This is a genomic window from Ruthenibacterium intestinale, assembly GCF_040096265.1.
GTDB classification, from domain to species: Bacteria; Bacillota; Clostridia; order Oscillospirales; family Ruminococcaceae; genus Ruthenibacterium; species Ruthenibacterium komagatae.
The window spans coordinates 1-19,510 of the sequence record NZ_JBBMFA010000058.1; the positions used below are offsets into that span (position 1 = coordinate 1).

The window sequence follows — 19,510 nt, forward strand, 5'->3', positions numbered from 1 at the left end:
GCCTTTAGGCGTGGCTAGTATTTTAGGGCTTTGCCCGCTTCTGAAGAACCACCAGCTTCGCTGGTGGGTTACTATTACCAGCAAGTTATTACAGACCAAATCGTTTCAAATACAGATAAAGAAAAAACCGCGTAAACAATGTTTACGCGGTTTTGTGGTGGAGATGAGGGGGATCGAACCCCTTACCTCTTGAATGCCATTCAAGCGCTCTCCTAAGTCCATCGGTTACATACCCCTCGTAAAGGAGCCTTGGAGAATGCGTTTCAATACGTAAAACAATTATTCTTCACTATTTTTTAGCCGGTCCAAGGAATGGTCATTTTCCATAACAGGTCGTCCACCACTTGTATCCGAGGGATGGAAGGAATGCGTGATTGTTCTTCCAGGAAGAGGAGATGCCGGACGCATAGCTGCCAGTTTATCCGCAGCTGTAAGTGATGACGTGTTATTTGTAGAAGTTTTTTTATAATCATCTGGTGAAGTCATTTTTTCACCTCCTTTCCATTTTGATAAACAGTTATATACCAGTGCAAATTAATATTCCTGACGCCGAAACTGATAGCAGACCGAAAATAATGATGGCTTTTATGAATTGCTTATTCAACAGGTCTGCCTTTTTAGAGTTTACTTCTGAATTATTTAAGATGATTGCTTGATAGTGATCAATCAATTCCAATAAAAATTCGGTTGGAGGGTTTTTGCTCAGCTTTTCGTTGTTGTTTAATAATTGTATATTAACCGCTTGAAATTCCTTGGGCTTATATATATCTATTAACATTTTGGCACTATGTATCGCTAGAACGATGGCTACTATGGCACACAGCAAAAGTACGGATACAATAAAAAATATAGGACAGGATGTTGTCGTCAAGTAGAAATTAGCGAGTTTGTCAAATGGAAAAATCGGTACATATACTGTAATAAGTGCGATGATGATAGTCAAAAGGGCCATCGCTTTGTTATCAATGCGGTCTGTGCGTGATCTTTCTTGTTCATACTCACTCTGCAATATGGGTAAAAATAGTGAAAGACAAGGGAACTCATCAGACTTATTACTTGTGGTTTCCTCTTGGTTGTTATTGTTATTATTAATTTGTGGATCTTCGGCAGTTGCGTTTTTTAGGGATGCCTTAATATGTAGCTCCATAACTCCACCTCCTGCATTTTAGATTTTTCTTTATTGTAACATATTAATACATAAAAATCGAGAAGTGAAAGCAATTATACGGTCCAAACAAGCTTCTGGATGATTTTTTATTTAAGCAAAGAAAGAAACTTCTCACGGCGGTTGGATAAAAAGATAAATTTGCAACGGTGTACAAAGGGAACATAATAAAAAACTTAATGATGGACTGACAATCTTACACAAAGTACCGCCCAAACGAGACTACGGGCGGTATTTTTGTATCTTGGCGGAGAAAGGAGGAACTTCCCACGGGGGCTTGACTGAAAAGTTGAGCCCCTTTTTTCATGCCCAAAAACAGGAGGTAAATGCTTGTGGCAGATGATAAAACCACGAAAATGCCGGAGCAGCCGGTAACGGATACCGGGCCGGGCAAGGAAACTCCGCCCGAGCCGGAGAAAACGCCTACTCCCCCGGAGGCCGAAAAAAAGACGGAACAGCAGGCAGCGAGCCCGCAGGTGTCCGTCTATGACTTCGCTGAAATTATGAGAGGAAAGAAAGCCGAGGAACGGGCGGCAGCTTCCGGCGGGGAAAAGCCTGCCCCGGCAAAAACGGAGAAACCGGAAAAGCAGCCGGAGGCTCCGAAAAAGGCCGAGGGAAAACAGGAAAAGCCCAAAGAGCCCGAGCAGCCGAAGCGCCGGGGCCGTTCCCCGAAGGAGGATAAGGACAAGGCCGCCGCTCCGAAGCCCAAAGCCCCCGCACAGAAAAAGCCGGAAAAAGCACCCAAAGAGAAACCGGAGAAAAAAGCGGCTCCCACGGTGCAGGCCGCTCCCGCTCCGAAGGAACCCGAGGGGCCGAAGGAGGCTCCCCGCCGTGGCGAGGAACAGATCGTATATATCAAGCTGAACGAGCTCCACGCCTTCAAGAACCATCCCTTTGAGGTCCGGGACGATGAAGAAATGCGGGCTATGGTGTCCAGCGTCAAGGACAAGGGCGTTACCCAGCCCGCTATCGTCCGTCCCCGTGAGGATGGCGGCTATGAGATTGTATCCGGCCACCGCCGCCAGAAGGCCAGCGAGCTTGCCGGATATGCGGATATGCCCTGTATCGTCCGCAACCTGACGGACGATGAAGCCATCACGCAGATGGTGGAGGACAATCTGAACCAGCGCGAAGAAATCCTCCCCAGCGAGCGGGCCAAAGCTCTGAAAATGCAGCTTGAGGCCATCAAGCACCAGGGCTCCCGAACTTCGGGCCAGATTGACCCGAAGGACGCAGGCAAACGCTCCAACGAGATCGTGGCCGAGCGGAACAAGATGGCCGTCAAGCAGGTGCAGCGGTATATCCGGCTGAATGAGCTGGTCCCCGACCTGATGAAGCTGATGGACGAAAAAAAGCTGGGCTTCACTACGGCGGTGGAGCTTTCCTACATTGGCAAGAAGAACCAGAACTATATCGCCGTCGCCATCGACAGCCAGCAGTCATCGCCTTCGCAGGCGCAGGCAAAGCGTATGCGGGAGCTGGACGAAAAGAAGCTGCTCAACGGGGATGTGATCGACGGCATTATGATGGAGGACAAAAAGGAGGTAGACAAAGTGATTCTGACGGGTGCGGAACTGAGCAAATACTTCGGCAAGGAAACCACGCCGAGGGAAATGAAGGACCAGATCATCAAGCTGCTGGACGACTGGAAGGGCCAGCAGAAGGAACACGAAAAGCCGGAGAAGAAAACCGAGCCGGAAAAGTAAGCCGAAACTTCGGGTCAAGATGGCCCGAGGATTGCGGGGCGCTGCCCCGCGTCCCGAAGCTCTGGAGATATAAATTATTCCCCGTCGCCAGTTATTCCGTAGCATAGCCGGGAAAATCAGTCAAGGGCAACGCCGCCGCAGGCGGTGCCAGAGGCACCCTTGACGGATTTCTCCCGGTTATGCTTTTTCCCGGACAAGCGACGGGGATATAAATTCTCCAGAGCCGTCCCCCTTCCCGGGGGGAAGGGGCGGAGGGGTTGGGCGAAACCTTGCTTTCCGTAAATCAGAAAGAAATGGAGGTTGAACCAATGAAACGACCTTTGGCCTATCTGACCGCCGCATGGAGCGGTGAGCCGGATATTGATATGGAGCTGGCGGCCCACTACTGCCGCCTTGCCTATGAGGCGGGCTTTTCTCCCATCTGCCCGCTTTTGTATCTTCCGCTGTTCTTGAATGACAGCGTTCCCGAGGAACATAAGGCCGGGATTGATATGCGCCGGGATATGCTGCGGCGCTCCCATACCCTGATCGTCTGCGGCGGCGCGGTGGACGAGGATGTGAAAAACGACATTGCGGTTGCCGGGCGGCTGGGTATCGCGGCAACTACGCTGGACGGGGTTCTTGCCGTGAAGGGACACGGCGGCCCGGGTCATGCCGGACATTAAGCTGGGGAGCCTTTTTGACGGGATAGGCGTTTTCCCTCTGGCGGCCTCCCGCTGCGGTATCCGTCCGGTGTGGGCCAGCGAGATTGAAAAAGCGCCGATCTCCATAACCAAAAGGCACTTTCCCGATATGGCGCACTTGGGGGACATTACGAAGGTGGACGGCGGAAAAATTCCGCCTGTCCATGTGATAACCTTCGGCTCTCCCTGTCAGAACCTTTCTCTGATCGGCAACCGCTCCGGCCTTGCCGGGGCAAAATCCAGCCTGTTTTATCAGGCGTTTCGTATCATACAGGAAATGAGGGATGCCACTGATAACCTATATCCAGCTATCGCTGTTTGGGAAAACGTCATGGGAGCGTTTTCTACAAATAACCGGATGGATTTTAGAGCCGTCCTATCCGCCTTCTCGGACACCGAAGTTCCAATGCCTCCTTCTGGAAGATGGGGAAACGCCGGAATGGTGCGAGGGGGAACGCCTGATGTGTGCTGGCGGCTCATGGACGCCCAGTATTGGGCAGGCTCCCGAAGGCTGGCGCGAAGGCAGCGAATTTTCATCGTGGCGGATTTTAGAGGCAGACGTGCCGCCGACATACTATTTAAGCCCCGTCCAATGCTCCCACTTCCTCCGCCTTGCCGAGAGGGCGGGCGGACCGCCGCCGAAGGAGATCGAACATCTTCTTTTGAAACAGGGCGGCAAATACCAGTCATCCACCCCTTTCAATGCTTCCGTATGCGGGGAGCGGCAAAAAGGCAGGAAGAAACCGCCTTCCGAAACAGCTTCGGATTACCAACTGACCCTTTTCCCACTCTTTTAGCCAGCGACGTGACGCCCTTCGCCTTTTGGTACGAGGGCGACCCGGACGGCGGCTGTATCCGCTTCTTGACGGAAACGGAAAGTGAGCGGCTGATGGGGCTGCCGGAGGGCTGGACAAAGTACGGGGCGGACGGCGAGGAAATCCGGCCTCTGCAACGCTACAAGGCGCTGGGAAATGCGATTGCTCTCCCTTGCGCCGATTACATCATGGCCGGGATTTATGAAGTGCTGGCAGACAGGGCCGGAAAGGAGGATTGAGCCCATGTTTGAAGCCTATATAACCAACACGGCCCTGTACCCCATGATGGGGATTGAAGTGGGAACAACGGTACATTTTCCCACGACCACACAGGAGGTACAGGCTGCCCTTGCCAAAATCGGGATAGACGGAAAGCGGTACAGCGAAGTGTTTATTACCAGCTTTGACAGCGATGTGCTGGGACTGTACGACTATCTGGACGAGTACGAGAACATCGACGAGCTGAACGAGCTGGGCCATGCCCTGCTGGAAGTACGGGACAAGGGCGGATTGGAAACCTTTGAGGCCGCTCTTGTCTTGGGAAAACACACGGGCAGCGTGAAGGACCTAATCAACCTGACGCAGAACCTTGATCTCTACCGTTTTTACCCGGATATTTCCGATGATGAAGGGCTGGGCCATCTGTACGCCGACGAACTGGGGACCATCGACATACCGGAGCACATTCAAGGCTACTTCGATTATGAGGCATACGGACGGGATATGCGTATCAACGAGGGCGGCGTATTCGCTCCCGGCGGCTATGTGGCGGCGGACCCGGTGGGCTTTAAGGAGCATTACCATGGGACGCAGGACATACCGCCGGAACACCGGGTATTTGCCTATCCCGAAAAGGCCGAGCCCGTCCATTCCATTCTCGGCGCGCTCAAACGGTTTCAAGAGGCCCCGCCCGCTCCGCAAAAGGACAAGGCGAGGCCTTCCCATGAGGAACGGTAAGACTTCGGGCCAACATGGCCCGAAGCATGAAGGAGGTGCATACCATCAACTATTACCCCATCAATGAAGGGGCCGCCCGCCGGGCGAAGGAAATGAACAGCTTTTCCGACTATAAGGAAGGGAGCGCAACGGCGGAATACCGGGCAATGGTGGACAAGGCCGCAGCCATAATCGGGTGGTGAAGCGTGTGCGGTATATCTGCTACGGCAAAACCCGCAAACAAACCGACTGTGACGGGCAGACGGGCTATACAGCCCATATCCTTGACGGTATCATTGATAAGCTGGTGCGCCAAATCTTTGAGCGCATGAAAGCAATTCCCAAAAGCGAGATCGTCAGCGCCTGCTACCGGGAGAAGATGGCGCAGCGGAAAAGCCTGCTCCACAGTGTTCGATCCGAGTATGTCAAAGCTGCCGCAGACCTCGAAACACTGAAAGGCGAAGTCATCAAGACCATCCGTGGAGAGAGTAGCTTTTCTAAAGAGCTGCTAAACTCTCTAATTGCCGAAGCCGAAACGAAATGCAGAGAACTCCAAGAGAATTTGGAGGCAGCGCAAGCGGCCTATGACGAAGGACAAGCGGTGATGGCCTCGCTGAATACGCAATATAACGACATCATCTCGTGGGCAGAAATGTACGACACAGCCAGCATAGAAGCAAAGAAAATGATCGTGAGCTGTTTGATAAAGCGGGTAGAGGTATACCGTGACTACAAGCTGCACATTGATTTCAACATTGACTTTACACAGTTCTGTGAAGGGCTGGACATTGTGACGATTGCCGCATAAAACAAAAAGCCCGCTCCCAAAAGGGAACAGGCATGAAAAAACCTGCTTCGTATGAAGCAGGTTATCTAAGAATACTCAGCACACCAAAGTTTGGTGGAGATAAGCGGGATCGAACCGCTGACCTCTTGAATGCCATTCAAGCGCTCTCCCAGCTGAGCTATACCCCCAAATAAAAGGGTGTGCTGAGTATTTCTTATTCAATTTTTCTGAGGGGTGTGTAACCGCTTCAACCGGGCTCCCAAGTGAGCTACACCCCCACGGGACCGCATTCGGAAGCGTTATTTCCGAGTGCCTTATTATAATATCAAACCAGCGCTTGAATGTCAAGAGAATATTGCAAAAAAATATTATTTTTTATCGTTTAATCTTCAAAATCGATTCCTTTAATTTGATGCTGCCGCAAAAGGTCCCAGACGGCCTCCCGCTCCAGAGGAAGCGTGATTTTTTCCCGGCTTTCCTCTATCCCGATTTCTGCACACCATTTCCCGTCTTCCAATTCTTTCAGTTTAATGCTGTGCAGAGTTCCGACTGCATCCACCTCCGGAATATGTCGATCAGAAAGAGCAAAAAGCAGAGGCAGGCTGACAGAGCCGTGGGAAGTGCGATATTCCAAAGCTCCAGCAACCCATTGTTCGTCGGGAAGCTGATCCTGTGAGCGAATGGCGGTGATTCGTTCCAGCATGATGTAAAACACTCCTTTTATAGAAAGGAAGAGGACAAAAATGTCCTCTTCCTCGATTTGAATCAATGTTTTTGTTTTTCGTGGCGGCGTTCTTCCTCATCCAGCAACCGGTCGGTAACAATGTCGAACTGCTCTTTGAGTTCGTAAGTATCCACCAGGTCGCTCTGCTCCAGGCCTTCGTAACGGTTCTCCCCTTTGAACACGACTTTTAACAGCACGGGGGTCAAAATGGTACAGAACACGATCATGATTACGATAGGACCAGAAAAGACCGGATTCAGCAAATTCAATGCCATGCCTTTATCGGCAACGATCAAAGCAACCTCACCGCGGCAAACCATGCCGCATCCAATTTGTACACACTGGCGGGTGGGCATTCCGCAAATTTTGGCGCCAAGTCCGCAGCCCACAAGCTTGGTGATAACAGCCACAATCACCAGTAAGACGGTGAAGAGGACGATCATGGTATCCATCTGAGGAACCTCTACCTTGATGCCGATGCTCGCAAAGAAAATCGGAGTCAGGAGCAGGTAGGAAAGGGGAGAAAATTTGCTTTCAATGTAGTGCGCTTTAGAGGTGTTGGCAACGACCAGTCCGGCAGCAAAAGCACCGATGATATCTGCGACGCCAAAAAGCTCTTCGGCCAGGTAGGCCATCAACAGGCACAATACAAAGGCAAGAATGGGAAAGCGGTGAAGATTTCGATCGTGAACCCGTTTCTCATACCAATTGAGTGCTTTGACCGCCAGAACACCGGCGACGCCCGCAAAGAGAAAGAAGGCAACGATTTTGAGCAGCACGATCCAGATGCTTACTTCCGAGCCCGCCAGGCTGGTGACCAGAGTCAGGCAGATCAGGCCCAGAATATCATCAATCAACGCTGCAGCCAGGATGGTATTGCCGACTTTGGTGGACAGTTTGCCCATTTCTTTCAAAGTTTCCACCGTGATGCTGACCGAAGTAGCAGTTAAGATGGTACCCATGAAAAGGTTCTGCAGCATCGTGTCGCCGGGGTAGGCAAATTCTCCGCGATTGAACACGGCCATTAAAGCGGCACCCACACCCAAAGGAACAAGCACACCGCAGAGCGCGACCAGAAGTCCCGCTTTTCCGGTTTGTTTTAACTCCTTCAGATCGGTGCCGATGCCGGCGGTGAACATGATGACGATGACGCCGAGTTCCGAAAGCTGCGACAAAAAATCAGTCGCCTGAAGCCAGCCAAGACATGCGGGTCCCAGCAGAAGGCCGGCAATCAAAGCGCCAACCACTTGAGGAAGCTGGATTCTGCTGGTGAGCAGTCCAAAGATTTTTGTGCTGATCAAAATCAGCGCAATGTCCAAAAGATAATGATACGACATAGAAAGTACTCCCATACATTAATAATTCCAAACTTTCATTATAATCAAACCGTGGAAAATCGCAAGTAAAAAATTGAAGTTTAATTTCTTCAAAAAATGGATAAATCGCTGTTTTTTCAGAAAAAAGAAAAGCGCCGGGAAGATTTCCGACGCTTTTCAGAACATTTTTTTACCGTTTGAGAAGGGGTTTCAGATACTGCCCGGTAAACGACGCGGGATTCTGCGCCACCTCTTCGGGTGTTCCCTGGGCCACGATTTCACCGCCGGCAGACCCGCCTTCCGGCCCAAGGTCAATGATATGGTCTGCACGTTTAATGATGTCCAGATTGTGTTCAATGATGATTACGGTGTTTCCGGCATCCACCAGCTTGTCGAGAACTTTTACAAGCTTGTGCACGTCCGCAACATGAAGGCCGGTGGTGGGCTCATCCAGAATATAGACGGTTTGACCTGTTTCCCGCTTGGCAAGTTCCAGCGCAAGCTTTACACGCTGTGCCTCACCGCCGGACAAAGTCGTGGCGCTTTGTCCCATTTTGATATAGCCAAGTCCCACATCCACCAGTGTTTGGATTTTTCGATGAATGCGCGGGATGTTTTCAAAAAAGGTGCAGGCTTCTTCCACGGTCATGTCCAACACATCTGCGATTGTCTTTCCCTTGTACTTTACCTCCAAGGTTTCACGGTTATACCGAGCGCCTTTGCAGACCTCGCAGGGAACATAAATATCCGGCAGGAAATGCATTTCGATTTTCAAAATGCCATCGCCTTCGCACGCTTCGCAGCGACCGCCTTTCACATTGAAACTGAAGCGCCCCGGATTATATCCGCGCATTTTGGCATCCTGTGTTTGAGCAAAAACATTGCGGATATCCGAAAATACACCCGTATAAGTGGCAGGGTTGGAGCGAGGCGTCCGCCCGATGGGGGATTGATCAATGCCGATCACCTTATCGACCCATTCCAATCCTTTCATGTCTTTGTGAGCACCGGGTTTGATGCGCGCTCCGTTCAAATCCGCAGAAAGTCGTTTGTAAAGGATTTCGTTGATCAGACTGGATTTTCCGGAACCGGAGATACCCGTGACGCAGGTCATAACACCCAGAGGAATCTTGACCGAGACGTTTTTCAAATTGTTCTGGGTCGCACCAATGATCTCCAGATAATGGCCGTTGAATGTGCGGCGCTTTTCCGGAACAGAGATCTTTTTGCGGCCGGAAAGATACTGTCCGGTGATGCTGCGCTCCACTTTGCAGATGTCCTCGACGGTACCTTCTGCCACCAGTTCGCCGCCGTGGACCCCGGCTCCCGGTCCGATATCCACGATCCAATCGGCCTCGCGCATAGTTTCTTCGTCGTGCTCTACCACTACCAGGGTGTTGCCCAAGTCGCGCAGCCGCTTCAGTGTAGCGATCAATTTGGAGTTGTCGCGCTGATGAAGCCCGATGCTGGGCTCATCCAGCACATACAAAACGCCGGTCAAGGCGCTTCCGATTTGGGTTGCGAGGCGGATACGCTGACTTTCACCACCGGACAATGTGGCGGCGCTGCGAGCTAGAGTCAAATAATCCAATCCCACATTCTGCAGGAAACGAAGCCGTTCCCGCACCTCTTTCAGGATGCCGTCAGCAATCATATGTTCCCGGTCGTTCAGCTGAAGCTGATCCAGAAATTCCAGCTCCTGGCGAACGCTCATTTGCGTGAACTGACTGATGTTTACGCCGCCGACCGTTACGGCCAGACTGGTAGGTTTCAGGCGGTCTCCGTGGCAGGAAGGACATTCCATCCCTGTCATAAAGCCCTGGATTTCTTCTTTCATCCACTGGGAATTGGTTTCGCGGAAACGGCGTTCCAGATTGTTGACAATTCCCTCGAAATCATTGACATAGCGCCCGGACCCGCGGTCCGTTTCCCGTGTCATTTCCAGCTTTTCTCCGTTCGTTCCATAAAGCAGGGCCTGTACCGCCTCTTCGCTCATTTCACAAATGGGCGTATCCAGCGTGAAGCCGTACTTTTTGCCCAAGGCGATGTAGTACATCTCACTGACAGAGCCTTCCGCATAGTACCAGCCGCTTGCTTTGATGCCACCCTCACGAATGGAAAGCTTTTTGTTGGGAAGGATCAGTGCGGGGTCCACTTTCATGAACGTGCCCAGCCCTGTGCAGGTCTCGCATGCGCCAAAGGGATTGTTGAAAGAAAACATACGCGGCGACAATTCGTCGATGGAGATGCCATGGTCCGGGCAGGCATAGCTCTGGCTGAACATCATTTCCTCGCCGCCGATCACATCGATGGAGACCAGCCCTCCGGTCAGCCCCAGTGCTGTTTCCAGAGAATCCGCCAAACGGGTATGGATGTCTCCGTTTAACACCAGGCGGTCTACCACAACTTCGACTGTGTGCTTTTTGTTCTTCTCCAGAGAGATTTCTTCGTCCAAATCATAGAGATTACCGTCCACGCGCACACGTGCAAAGCCGCCCCGACGTGCAGCTTCAAACTCTTTTTGTTGCGTGCCCTTGCGGCCGCGCACCACCGGAGCAAGCACCTGGAAGCGAGTCCCCTGCGGCAGTTTTAAAATTTCGTCCACCATTTGGTCGACTGTTTGCTGTGTGATCGGACGGCCGCATACCGGACAGTGGGGGATACCGATGCGCGCATACAAAAGACGAAGATAGTCGTAAATCTCCGTCACGGTGCCCACTGTGGAGCGGGGATTGCGGGAAGTGGTTTTCTGGTCAATGGAAATAGCAGGGGAGAGACCTTGAATGTCATCCACGTCCGGTTTTTCCATCTGCCCCAGAAATTGACGCGCGTAGCTGGACAGACTTTCCATGTAGCGGCGCTGCCCGTCCGCGTAAATCGTGTCGAATGCAAGACTGGACTTTCCGGAACCGGAAAGTCCGGTCATTACAATCAGCTTGTCCCGGGGAAGCGTTACGTCGATGTTTTTCAGGTTGTGCTCCCGGGCACCTTTAATTACAATTTTATCTGTGCTCAAATAGGTCCATCCTCTCTGAAACTCACAGCTTCGTCTTTTTTTCCATCTGCCGGCGCAGTTTTTCAATGCGGTCCCGCAGGAATGCTGCGTGTTCAAATTCCAAAATTTTAGCGGCTTCTTTCATTTCACGTGTCAGTTGTTCGATCTTCTGCTGGCACTCTGCACGGCTCATGCGCTTTGTGGACTTGGAATCTCCGTCGTCTTTGCGGCTGATTTCCAGAACACCGTTGTCGTGCAGTTCCTTGACAATGGTTTTAGGGGTGATTCCGTGCTCCTGGTTATAGGCATCCTGAATGCCGCGGCGCCGTTCGGTCTCCATGATGGCGCGTTCCATAGACGGCGTGACGCTGTCCGCATACATAATCACCACGCCATCTGCGTTGCGGGCAGCGCGCCCAATGGTTTGGATCAGGCTGGTTTCTGAACGAAGAAAACCCTCTTTATCCGCATCCAGGATGGCCACCAGAGAAACTTCCGGAAGGTCCAACCCCTCGCGCAGCAGGTTGATGCCAACAATCACATCAATAGTGCCTTTGCGAAGGTCCCGCATCAGTTCCACACGTTCAAATGTGTCCACTTCGTGATGCATATATTTGACTTTGACGCCGTGTTCCGACAGGTAATCCGTCAAATCTTCCGCCATTTTTTTAGTCAGTGTGGTCACCAGCACCCGTTCTCCGCGCGATGTGCGAAGGTTGATTTCGCTGAGAAGGTCTTCGATTTGCCCTTCCACGGGTTTTACAATCACTTTGGGATCCAGCAGGCCGGTGGGGCGGATCACTTGTTCCACGATCTGCCCGGAGTGTGCGCGCTCGTATTCGGCAGGGGTGGCGGAAACAAAAATAGTCTGATTCAATTTGGATTCAAACTCTTCAAACTTCAAGGGGCGGTTGTCAAAGGCCGACGGAAGACGGAATCCGTAGTCCACCAGGCTCTTTTTACGGGCGTAATCGCCGCCATACATGGCGCGCAGCTGCGGAAGCATCACGTGACTTTCATCAATGAAAAGAAGAAAATCATCCGGGAAATAATCCAGCAGTGTTGTGGGGGTGGAGCCGGGCGCTCTTCCCGCAAGAACAGCAGAATAGTTTTCGACACCCTTACAGGTGCCGACTTCCTGCAGCATTTCAATGTCGTAATTGGTACGCTGCGCAATGCGCTGTGCCTCAATCAGTTTTCCTTCCTGGCGGAATTTTTCCACTTGTTCGTCCATTTCCAGACGAATACGCCGCAGACCTTCCGCTTTTTTTTCATTGGAGACGATGTAGTGGCTGGCCGGGAAAATCGCCACATGACGAATCACGGCTTTTCGTTCTCCGGTCAGGGGATTCACTTCGCTGATGCGGTCTACTTCGTCCCCGAAAAACTCAATTCGGATGGCTACATCGCTGGCATAGGCAAGGTTGATTTCCACAATATCTCCACGCACACGGAATTTGTTGCGGACAAAATTCAAATCGTTGCGTTCGTACTGCAGCTGCACCAGGCGTGCCATCAATTCTTCCCGGGACATTTGCATTCCCTGGCGCACACTGATGACCATGCTGCGGTAGTCAATGGGGTCGCCCAGGGAGTAAATGCAGGAAACGCTGGCTACGATGATTACGTCGCGGCGTTCGGACAGGGCGGCAGTGGCAGAATGGCGAAGCCGGTCGATCTCTTCGTTGATGGCACTGTCCTTTTCAATGTAAGTGTCCGTCGACGGAATGTAAGCTTCGGGCTGGTAGTAGTCGTAATAAGATACAAAATATTCCACGGCGTTTTCGGGGAAAAACTCTTTGAATTCCGTGCACAGTTGCGCCGCCAGAGTTTTATTGTGCGCCAGCACCAGCGTAGGACGGTTCATCTGCGCAATGATATTGGCCATGGTAAATGTTTTGCCGGAGCCGGTAACGCCCAGCAGTGTTTGGCCGGAATAACCAGCCCGAAGCCCTGCCACCAGTTTGGAGATGGCCTGCGGCTGGTCGCCGGTGGGGCGATAGTTGGAAACCAGTTTAAATGTATCCATACACAAATTCCTTTAGCAATGATAATCAATCGTCAAAATTCCGGATGCGTTGAAAGAATAGTAATCGTCTTCGGTGAAAATCAAATGGTCAATCAGCTCGATTTGCACCATGTGCAGCGCTTTTTGAACTTCCTGTGTCATCAAAATGTCCTGGTTGGAAGGGAGCGCAACACCGCGCGGATGATTATGCGCGAGCAGAACACCTGTGCCGCCGCATTTGAATGCTTCCGAGAGAATGCGGGAAATGTTGACAGATGCGGCATTGGCTGTGCCCTCTGATAAAAAACAGCTGCGCAAAAGTGCACGGCGGTCATCCACGACGGCGATGCGGAATTCTTCCACTGTCTTGCCAAAGAACTGTGGACGGAAGAAGTCTGCGGCAACCTCCACGCAATTCAACGGAACCCGGTCATTTACCTTGTTGTTCAAATAATAGGCGCAAAGCTGCGGAATGCTTTTGATGACCACTGCGCAGGTAGGCCCTACGCCGGGCACCCTCTGCAGATCCTCCACGGATGCGTCCAAAACACGGGAGAAACTTCCGAATTCCCGGATCAATCGATGGGCGAGTTCGTTGGTATCTCCGCGGCGATAAGCAAAGAACAGAAGAAGTTCCAGTGCATTGTGCTCTTCAAATCCCTGAAGTCCTTCATTCAAAACGCGATTAAAAACACGCTGACGATGATGATCGTGCTCACCCATAAAATTTCCCTTTCCATACTACTACTAAAAGTTGTAAAAGTAAAGATGAAATTCATAAAAAAAGTTGTCGGCATACAGTTGACAGAATATCTTTACAACTTTATTATTATACAGGAAAAAGATGCCTTTTGAAAGGGAGAAGCCGGGTGAAGCAGTTTATTGCGGGAAAAAACGAGCAGGATGTGCGCTTGTCGCGTTTTGTGCAAAGTGTGACGCACAACCTTCCCACTTCGTTGCTTTATAAAAGTTTTCGCAACAAGCGAATCAAGGTCAACGGAAAAAAAGCGGCGCCGGACACGCGCTTGCGGGAAGGCGATGTAATTGAACTCTATGTGAACGATGAGTTCTTTCAAGCCCCGTCCAAGCGACAGCAACCGCCAAAGAAAAAAACACCGCTGCATGTTGTTTATGAAGATGAGAACCTCCTCGCGCTTTACAAGCCGGCGCATTTGCTCTGTCATTCCGACAGGACCGGGGATGAAAGCCTGGTGGATTTGGTCCAGCAGTATTTAGTGGAGCGGGGAGAATACGAACCGGAAAAAGAAGCTTCTTTTGCGCCTGCGGTGTGCAATCGTCTGGACCGTGGAACCGAAGGACTTGTGATTGCGGCAAAAAACTATCCGGCGCTGCGCTGCATGAATGCACTGATTCGGGAAGACCTTGTACACAAAGAATATTTGTGTATCACTGTGGGGGTCCCGCCGAAGGGGCGCCATGTCGCGTGGTTGCGGCACGATGAGCGCAAAAATAAAGTACAGGTGCGTGCGCAGGAGGCAGAAGGTTACAAACAAATTATAACCGAGGTGCGTGTGCTTGATACACAAGGTCCTTTTGCATTGTGCAGAATTGGCCTTGTGACTGGCCGCACACACCAGATCCGGGCGCATCTGGCATTTCTGGGAGCTCCTGTGCTGGGAGATATTAAGTACGGAAACAGACGCTTCAATGAGAAAATGAAGGTGAAAACGCAGCTGCTTTGCGCAGTGCAGATGACCTTTAAAGATTTGGGTGAGAGCGAGTGCTTGTCCTATCTTTCCGGAAAAACGTTTGCGTTGGAACACCCGAAAATTCTGGATTTTTTTGCTGGTTTAAAAGAGGAAAAAAACAATTGATCAACAGAAGGGCGAAAGCGGATTGCTTTCGCCCTTTTTCAATGGAAAAAGCCCGCCGGGCCGAGGCACAGCGGGCTGTCAGATTTCTTATTCTGTGATGGTCGCTTTGTTTTTCAGCATGACGTCATGGGCGCCGCCTTCCACAATGCTGGTGGAAGATACAACGGTAAGACGCGCTTTTTCCTGAAGCTCCGGAATGGTCAAAGCACCGCAGTTGCACATGGTGCTGCGCACTTTGGCCAATGTGACGGAAACGCCGTCTTTCAGGGCACCGGCGTAAGGCACATAGCTGTCAACGCCTTCTTCGAAGCTCAGCTTTTGAGCGCCGCCCAGATCATAACGCTGCCAGTTGCGGGCGCGGTTGGAACCTTCGCCCCAGTATTCCTTCACGTAATTGCCGTTGATGCGCAGTTTGTTTGTGGGGCTCTCATCAAACCGAGAGAAGTAGCGGCCCAGCATTACAAAGTCGGCGCCCATGGCAAGAGCAAGCGTGATGTGATAATCATGAACGATGCCGCCGTCAGAGCAGATGGGAACATAAATTCCGGTTTCCTTGAAGTATTCGTCCCGCGCGCGGGCCACTTCAATGACCGCCGTAGCTTGTCCGCGGCCAATGCCTTTGGTTTCGCGGGTGATGCAGATCGAACCGCCGCCAATGCCGATCTTCACAAAATCTGCACCAGCTTCTGCGAGGAAACGGAAGCCGTCGCGGTCAACCACGTTGCCGGCGCCTACTTTTACGCGGTCGCCGTATTTTTCGCGGATCCAGGCGATGGTGCGGCTCTGCCACTCAGTGAAACCCTCCGAAGAGTCGATGCACAAAACATCCGCACCGGCTTCTACCAGAGCGGGCACGCGCTCGGCATAATCGCGAGTGTTGATACCTGCGCCTACCACGTAACTTTTGTTTTTATCCAGAAGCTCGTTGACGTTTTCTTTGTGAGAATCATAGTCTTTGCGGAAAACCATGAACTTCAAATGCTGATTTTTGTCAATCAGGGGAAGAGCATTGAGCTTGTTGTCCCAGATGATGTCATTGGCGACTTTCAGGGTAGTGGTCTCGTCCGCAACCACAAGTTTTTCGAAAGGAGTCATGAAGGAACTGACCGGAGTGTCCGGGCTCATGCGGGATACACGATAATCGCGGCTGCCCACAATGCCGAGCAATTTGCCGCAAGCAGTGCCGTCGTCAGTTACGGCAACCGTGGAGTGACCGGTTTTTTCTTTCAAAGCAAGAATGTCTGCCAGTGTTGCGTCCGGACATACATTGGAGTCGCTGACAATGAATCCTTTTTTGTAGTCTTTCACACGGGCGATCATTGCGGCTTCGTCTTCGATGGACTGAGAGCCGTAGATAAAAGAAACGCCGCCTTCTTTGGCCAGGGCAATCGCCATTGTGTCATTGGAGACAGACTGCATGATGGCGGACACCATGGGGATGTTCAAAGAAAGGGGGCATTCTTCTTCGCCTTTGCGATATTTTACCAGGGGGGTTTTCAGGCTGACAGCAGAGGGAACACACTCGGAAGAAGAGTATCCGGGAACGAGCAGATACTCACCAAACGTGCGGGACGGTTCACTGAAATACGTGGCCATAATATACTCCTTTACTTTTTATTTGCGATAATATTTACTGATTATAGTATCATATTCAGAATGCAAATGAAACGCCTTTTCTGAAAAAAGTTGCTTTTTTCAACACAGAAAAAAGCAACTAAAAAGGAAAGACTTGTGGACAAAAAGCACAAAACAAAAAACCTCTGCGCTGCGGCACAGAGGTTTTTTGCCTTGTGAAATGGAGTTTGAAAAGGTGGCATAGCACCCAGAATTGTCATTTCTAATTAAATAACAATAGGAGGAGAGGGCCTATGCCTGATGAAAAAGTGCACTGCAAGCGTCTTGTAACTTTCTTGCAACTAAATTGTAACTCTTTTGTTACTCCTTGTCAATGCTTTTTTGAAACTATTTTGTAATTATTTGTGATAATTTTGTTACCTGAATGTAAATTGAGCCTCGAAATGCTTTCCTGTGTCGCTTTGCCCCACGAAGTAGTAGTCGTTTTCACGCAACTGTGCGCGGGAAAGCTGGAACGAATGCCCCATGGGAACTTCTTTGTGATAAACGATGGACAGGCGGCTGAGCTGACGCTCCAGCAACAGTTCCTGCGGAAGATGGTCCGTAAGAATGTCTGCATACGCAGTATTGTTTAAATGATGATTCTGATCGCAGCGAGAATAGACTGCGGTTTCTTCGGCAAGCGGTGCGGCATCTCCCTTTTGAATGGAAGAATCCAGAAGCTTCGGGGGAGATGCCATAAAAGGAAGATGAAGCTCTTCCGGCGCGGTGCGCAAAATGCGCTTGGTCTGCGTGTTTACAAGAACCCAGCAGCTGTCTATTTCGCATAGAAGGCGGCCGGATTCATCGCAGAAAGAAGTGTACCGATGATAAATGGCACGCTGAGGCGCGCTCGGCATGGTGGTCAGTGTGATTCGAGTGCCCACAGGAATCGGTTCATAAAGTTGAAGCGCCAGTTTGGCAAGCAAAAAAGCAGTGTGCGTCTTCGCGTAGAGTGCGGCGTCAATTCCCAAATGGGTGCAGTGGTCTGTAGAGATCTGCTGTGCCCGGCGCAGCAGGGCACCGGGGGTCATGTTTCGGTTGACGTCTGCTTCAAAATCGTGCACAGTAAAAGATTCGATGTAAAAATCGGCGTTCACGTTGTTTCCCTCTCTTTATAAAGTGATTGCGGCTGGGCCATTCCTGTCAAAACAGGAGAACAGACTTTGTCTATTCGGTACCAGAGATACTCCATATCCCGGAAAAGGTCCATTTTGGATTTGACCGATGCGGGAACATTTTTTTCCAGCATTTGAAATACCAGGCGCAGACTGGGCGTTTCCAGCATCTGAAGACGAATGGTCTGGTCCGGGCGGAAAAATACTTTTAAAATGCGCGTGCTGCTCAATTCCAAATAGTTGATGGTGATTTTTAGCACCAATTCATCGTCTTCGTTTAAAACGGCTTTGCCGCGAGCAGCGGCCTGAAAAACATTTCCGCCGAAATTGAGGGTGCAGGAACGGGCATGATCAAATCCAATGGGAAGTTCGTAGGCCTGCCCGCTTTCCCACCAGAGCAGAGAAAGTTCGTTTTCTTTCAAGGAAAACCGACACTTTTTTACTCCCTCGGAATACCAGTCGTTCATGCAGGAAGAAATCAGCGGCAAAAGGCTGGCGTGATTCTGCGAAAAATGAAAGACGGAAAGGGGCAGTGATTGAATTTCGGGTGGAAGCGAGGATGCTTCCGGTGCTGCGGGACGAAACAGTCGTGCAAAAAAACGGGATAGAGAAGAAGCGGGGGACGGCGCAGGACGCGCAACCGTACCGTCATACGAGAGAGCCGCCAGCGTGTCAGCCAGTTCGTTTTCAGCACGGGGATCATCCGGTGCAGCAGATTGCACCTGTGCAAGAAGCTGATTGGCCGCTTTCAGAGTGGCACTGCGCGTAAACAAATTTCCGGCGCCGGCGTTGATGCCGATGACCATATCCAGGTCCGGACATACAATCACATATTGCCCAAACATACCGTTGAACAGGAACCGCTTCTTTTCGGAATTTGTCCAGATCTGAAATCCATATTCCTCGCCGGTATCACGGGACAGATGGGTCGTGGTGGCTTGTTCCACCCAGGCTTCGCTCAAAAGGCGCTGTCCCTTCCACACGCCTTTGTGGAGATAGAGCATCCCGAGTTTGACTGCGTCTTCCAGAAAGACATACATGCCCCAGCCGCCTTTTTCGATCCCGTTGGGGCAGCGTTCCCACGCGACATCACCAAAGCCCATCGGTTCGAACAGGCGGGGGCGAAGATACTCCATCAAACTGCATCCGGCCTTGCGGCGCAGGATGGCAGAGAGCAAATAGGTGTTCATGCTGTTGTAGTCCATTTGCGTGCCGGGCTCAAATTCAAACTCCGATTCCAGAAAACCGCGGACCCAGTCACTTTCCACCACTGCGCCGGCCTCGCGGAAAGTGGAGCCGCTGCTCATGGTGAGCAAGTGCTCCACTGTCAGGCTGCGGGCCTTGCGCGATGTCATCAGATTACATCTTTCCGGAAAAATGGAACAGATTTTTTCATCCAGCTCGATTTTTCCTTCATCCCACAGCATTCCGATGGCCGTTCCGACAAAGCTTTTACAAAGGCTGTGTGTAACATGCCAGGTTCCGGTGGAATAAGGGGCCCAGGCTGCTTCGCAAATGACATGGTCGTCGCGGGCCACAATGCAGGTGTGCGGTGCTCCGTTAGAGGCCGAAGACAGTGCCTTCAGAAATTCATTTAAGGCCTTGGACGGAACGGCGGCCTGCTTGGGGGAGCAGCGGGGAAGCGGGACAGGCTTCTGCCCTGCAAACAGAGGCTTTTGGGGCCTTACGGGAAACGGCAGAATATGATCGGTTTCGGACATAAGGATTTTGCGCATGTAATTCAACGTTTTAAAGCTGTTTTTCAGTTCCATAAACACCCTCCCGCAATCACAGCTATCCTTAGTATA

At 51.2% G+C, this 19,510-nt stretch carries 19 protein-coding genes, 2 tRNA genes and 1 pseudogene; 10 read left to right on the forward strand and 12 right to left on the reverse strand.

Features of this window, described 5'->3' with window-relative positions; genetic code table 11:
- Positions 1-193, forward strand: a 193-nt coding sequence (locus WMO24_RS03540; protein ID WP_349214941.1) for a hypothetical protein, incomplete at its 5' end; no start/stop codon positions are given.
- Here WMO24_RS03540 and WMO24_RS03545 read toward each other — a convergent pair.
- The 3 genes from WMO24_RS03545 to WMO24_RS03555 form a co-directional block, all read right to left on the reverse strand.
- Positions 156-235 (reverse strand) — tRNA-Ser (locus tag WMO24_RS03545). The two genes, WMO24_RS03540 and WMO24_RS03545, sit on opposite strands and share 38 nt — an antisense overlap.
- Before the next feature lie 44 nt (positions 236-279).
- A complete protein-coding gene (locus WMO24_RS03550; RefSeq protein WP_349214942.1) occupies positions 280-486 on the reverse strand; it encodes a hypothetical protein in 207 nt (68 codons plus the stop codon).
- Between the two features lie 31 nt (positions 487-517).
- Positions 518-1,147: a hypothetical protein gene (locus WMO24_RS03555; protein ID WP_349214943.1), complete on the reverse strand. Its 630-nt coding sequence runs from the start codon at positions 1,145-1,147 to the stop codon at positions 518-520.
- 344 nt (positions 1,148-1,491) lie between these two features.
- Between WMO24_RS03555 and WMO24_RS03560 the strand changes: the two genes are divergently transcribed.
- The 8 genes and pseudogenes from WMO24_RS03560 to WMO24_RS03595 all read left to right on the forward strand — a co-directional run bounded on the left by WMO24_RS03560 (position 1,492) and on the right by WMO24_RS03595 (position 6,113).
- The gene (locus WMO24_RS03560) at positions 1,492-2,871 is read left to right on the forward strand and encodes a ParB/RepB/Spo0J family partition protein (RefSeq protein ID WP_349214944.1); all 1,380 of its coding nucleotides are present in this window, start codon (positions 1,492-1,494) and stop codon (positions 2,869-2,871) included.
- Positions 2,872-3,179: 308 nt separating this feature from the next.
- Positions 3,180-3,536, forward strand: a complete 357-nt coding sequence (locus tag WMO24_RS03565; RefSeq protein ID WP_036744842.1) for a DUF7768 domain-containing protein — start codon at positions 3,180-3,182, stop codon at positions 3,534-3,536.
- Positions 3,523-3,888: pseudogene (locus WMO24_RS03570) on the forward strand (DNA cytosine methyltransferase); the annotation flags it as partial. The gene WMO24_RS03565 and the pseudogene WMO24_RS03570, both read left to right, overlap by 14 nt.
- Entirely contained in the window at positions 3,839-4,351 is a 513-nt protein-coding gene (locus WMO24_RS03575; RefSeq protein ID WP_349214975.1) for a hypothetical protein, read from the forward strand. The pseudogene WMO24_RS03570 and the gene WMO24_RS03575, both read left to right, overlap by 50 nt.
- 8 nt (positions 4,352-4,359) lie before the next feature.
- On the forward strand, positions 4,360-4,608 hold the full coding sequence (locus tag WMO24_RS03580; protein ID WP_349214976.1) for a DNA cytosine methyltransferase: 249 nt from the start codon (positions 4,360-4,362) through the stop codon (positions 4,606-4,608).
- A 4-nt stretch (positions 4,609-4,612) separates the two neighbouring features.
- A complete protein-coding gene (locus WMO24_RS03585; protein WP_349214945.1) occupies positions 4,613-5,326 on the forward strand; it encodes an antirestriction protein ArdA in 714 nt (237 codons plus the stop codon).
- Positions 5,327-5,352: 26 nt separating this feature from the next.
- Positions 5,353-5,508, forward strand: a complete 156-nt coding sequence (locus WMO24_RS03590; RefSeq protein WP_349214977.1) for a hypothetical protein — start codon at positions 5,353-5,355, stop codon at positions 5,506-5,508.
- Positions 5,502-6,113: a hypothetical protein gene (locus WMO24_RS03595; RefSeq protein ID WP_349214946.1), complete on the forward strand. Its 612-nt coding sequence runs from the start codon at positions 5,502-5,504 to the stop codon at positions 6,111-6,113. The genes WMO24_RS03590 and WMO24_RS03595 overlap by 7 nt, the downstream gene beginning before the upstream one ends.
- A gap of 91 nt (positions 6,114-6,204) precedes the next feature.
- On the opposite strand, the gene WMO24_RS03600 is transcribed toward WMO24_RS03595, so the two are convergent.
- From WMO24_RS03600 to WMO24_RS03625, 6 genes are all read right to left on the reverse strand, one after another.
- A tRNA-Ala gene (locus WMO24_RS03600) sits at positions 6,205-6,280 on the reverse strand.
- Between the two features lie 194 nt (positions 6,281-6,474).
- Positions 6,475-6,795: a hypothetical protein gene (locus WMO24_RS03605; protein ID WP_349214947.1), complete on the reverse strand. Its 321-nt coding sequence runs from the start codon at positions 6,793-6,795 to the stop codon at positions 6,475-6,477.
- Positions 6,796-6,857: 62 nt separating this feature from the next.
- Positions 6,858-8,153 carry a cation:proton antiporter gene (locus WMO24_RS03610; protein ID WP_349214948.1) on the reverse strand — a complete coding sequence of 432 codons (1,296 nt, stop codon included), beginning with the start codon at positions 8,151-8,153 and terminating at the stop codon, positions 6,858-6,860.
- Positions 8,154-8,322: 169 nt separating this feature from the next.
- Positions 8,323-11,148 carry an excinuclease ABC subunit UvrA gene (gene uvrA / locus WMO24_RS03615; protein ID WP_349214949.1) on the reverse strand — a complete coding sequence of 942 codons (2,826 nt, stop codon included), beginning with the start codon at positions 11,146-11,148 and terminating at the stop codon, positions 8,323-8,325.
- 22 nt (positions 11,149-11,170) lie between these two features.
- Positions 11,171-13,156 (reverse strand): excinuclease ABC subunit UvrB, encoded by a 1,986-nt coding sequence (gene uvrB, locus WMO24_RS03620; RefSeq protein ID WP_349214950.1) that lies wholly within the window; start codon positions 13,154-13,156, stop codon positions 11,171-11,173.
- A gap of 12 nt (positions 13,157-13,168) precedes the next feature.
- Complete coding sequence (locus tag WMO24_RS03625) at positions 13,169-13,858, reverse strand: JAB domain-containing protein (RefSeq protein ID WP_349214951.1); 690 nt, start codon at positions 13,856-13,858, stop codon at positions 13,169-13,171.
- A 146-nt stretch (positions 13,859-14,004) separates the two neighbouring features.
- Between WMO24_RS03625 and WMO24_RS03630 the strand changes: the two genes are divergently transcribed.
- Entirely contained in the window at positions 14,005-14,970 is a 966-nt protein-coding gene (locus WMO24_RS03630) for an RluA family pseudouridine synthase (RefSeq protein WP_349214952.1), read from the forward strand.
- Between the two features lie 87 nt (positions 14,971-15,057).
- On the opposite strand, the gene WMO24_RS03635 is transcribed toward WMO24_RS03630, so the two are convergent.
- The 3 genes from WMO24_RS03635 to WMO24_RS03645 form a co-directional block, all read right to left on the reverse strand.
- Positions 15,058-16,566 carry an IMP dehydrogenase gene (locus WMO24_RS03635; protein ID WP_349214953.1) on the reverse strand — a complete coding sequence of 503 codons (1,509 nt, stop codon included), beginning with the start codon at positions 16,564-16,566 and terminating at the stop codon, positions 15,058-15,060.
- 395 nt (positions 16,567-16,961) lie between these two features.
- The gene (locus tag WMO24_RS03640) at positions 16,962-17,684 is read right to left on the reverse strand and encodes an acyl-[acyl-carrier-protein] thioesterase (RefSeq protein ID WP_349214954.1); all 723 of its coding nucleotides are present in this window, start codon (positions 17,682-17,684) and stop codon (positions 16,962-16,964) included.
- The gene (locus tag WMO24_RS03645; protein ID WP_349214955.1) at positions 17,681-19,474 is read right to left on the reverse strand and encodes a serine hydrolase domain-containing protein; all 1,794 of its coding nucleotides are present in this window, start codon (positions 19,472-19,474) and stop codon (positions 17,681-17,683) included. Before WMO24_RS03645 ends, WMO24_RS03640 begins: the two co-directional genes overlap by 4 nt.
- Positions 19,475-19,510: the final 36 nt, after the last annotated feature.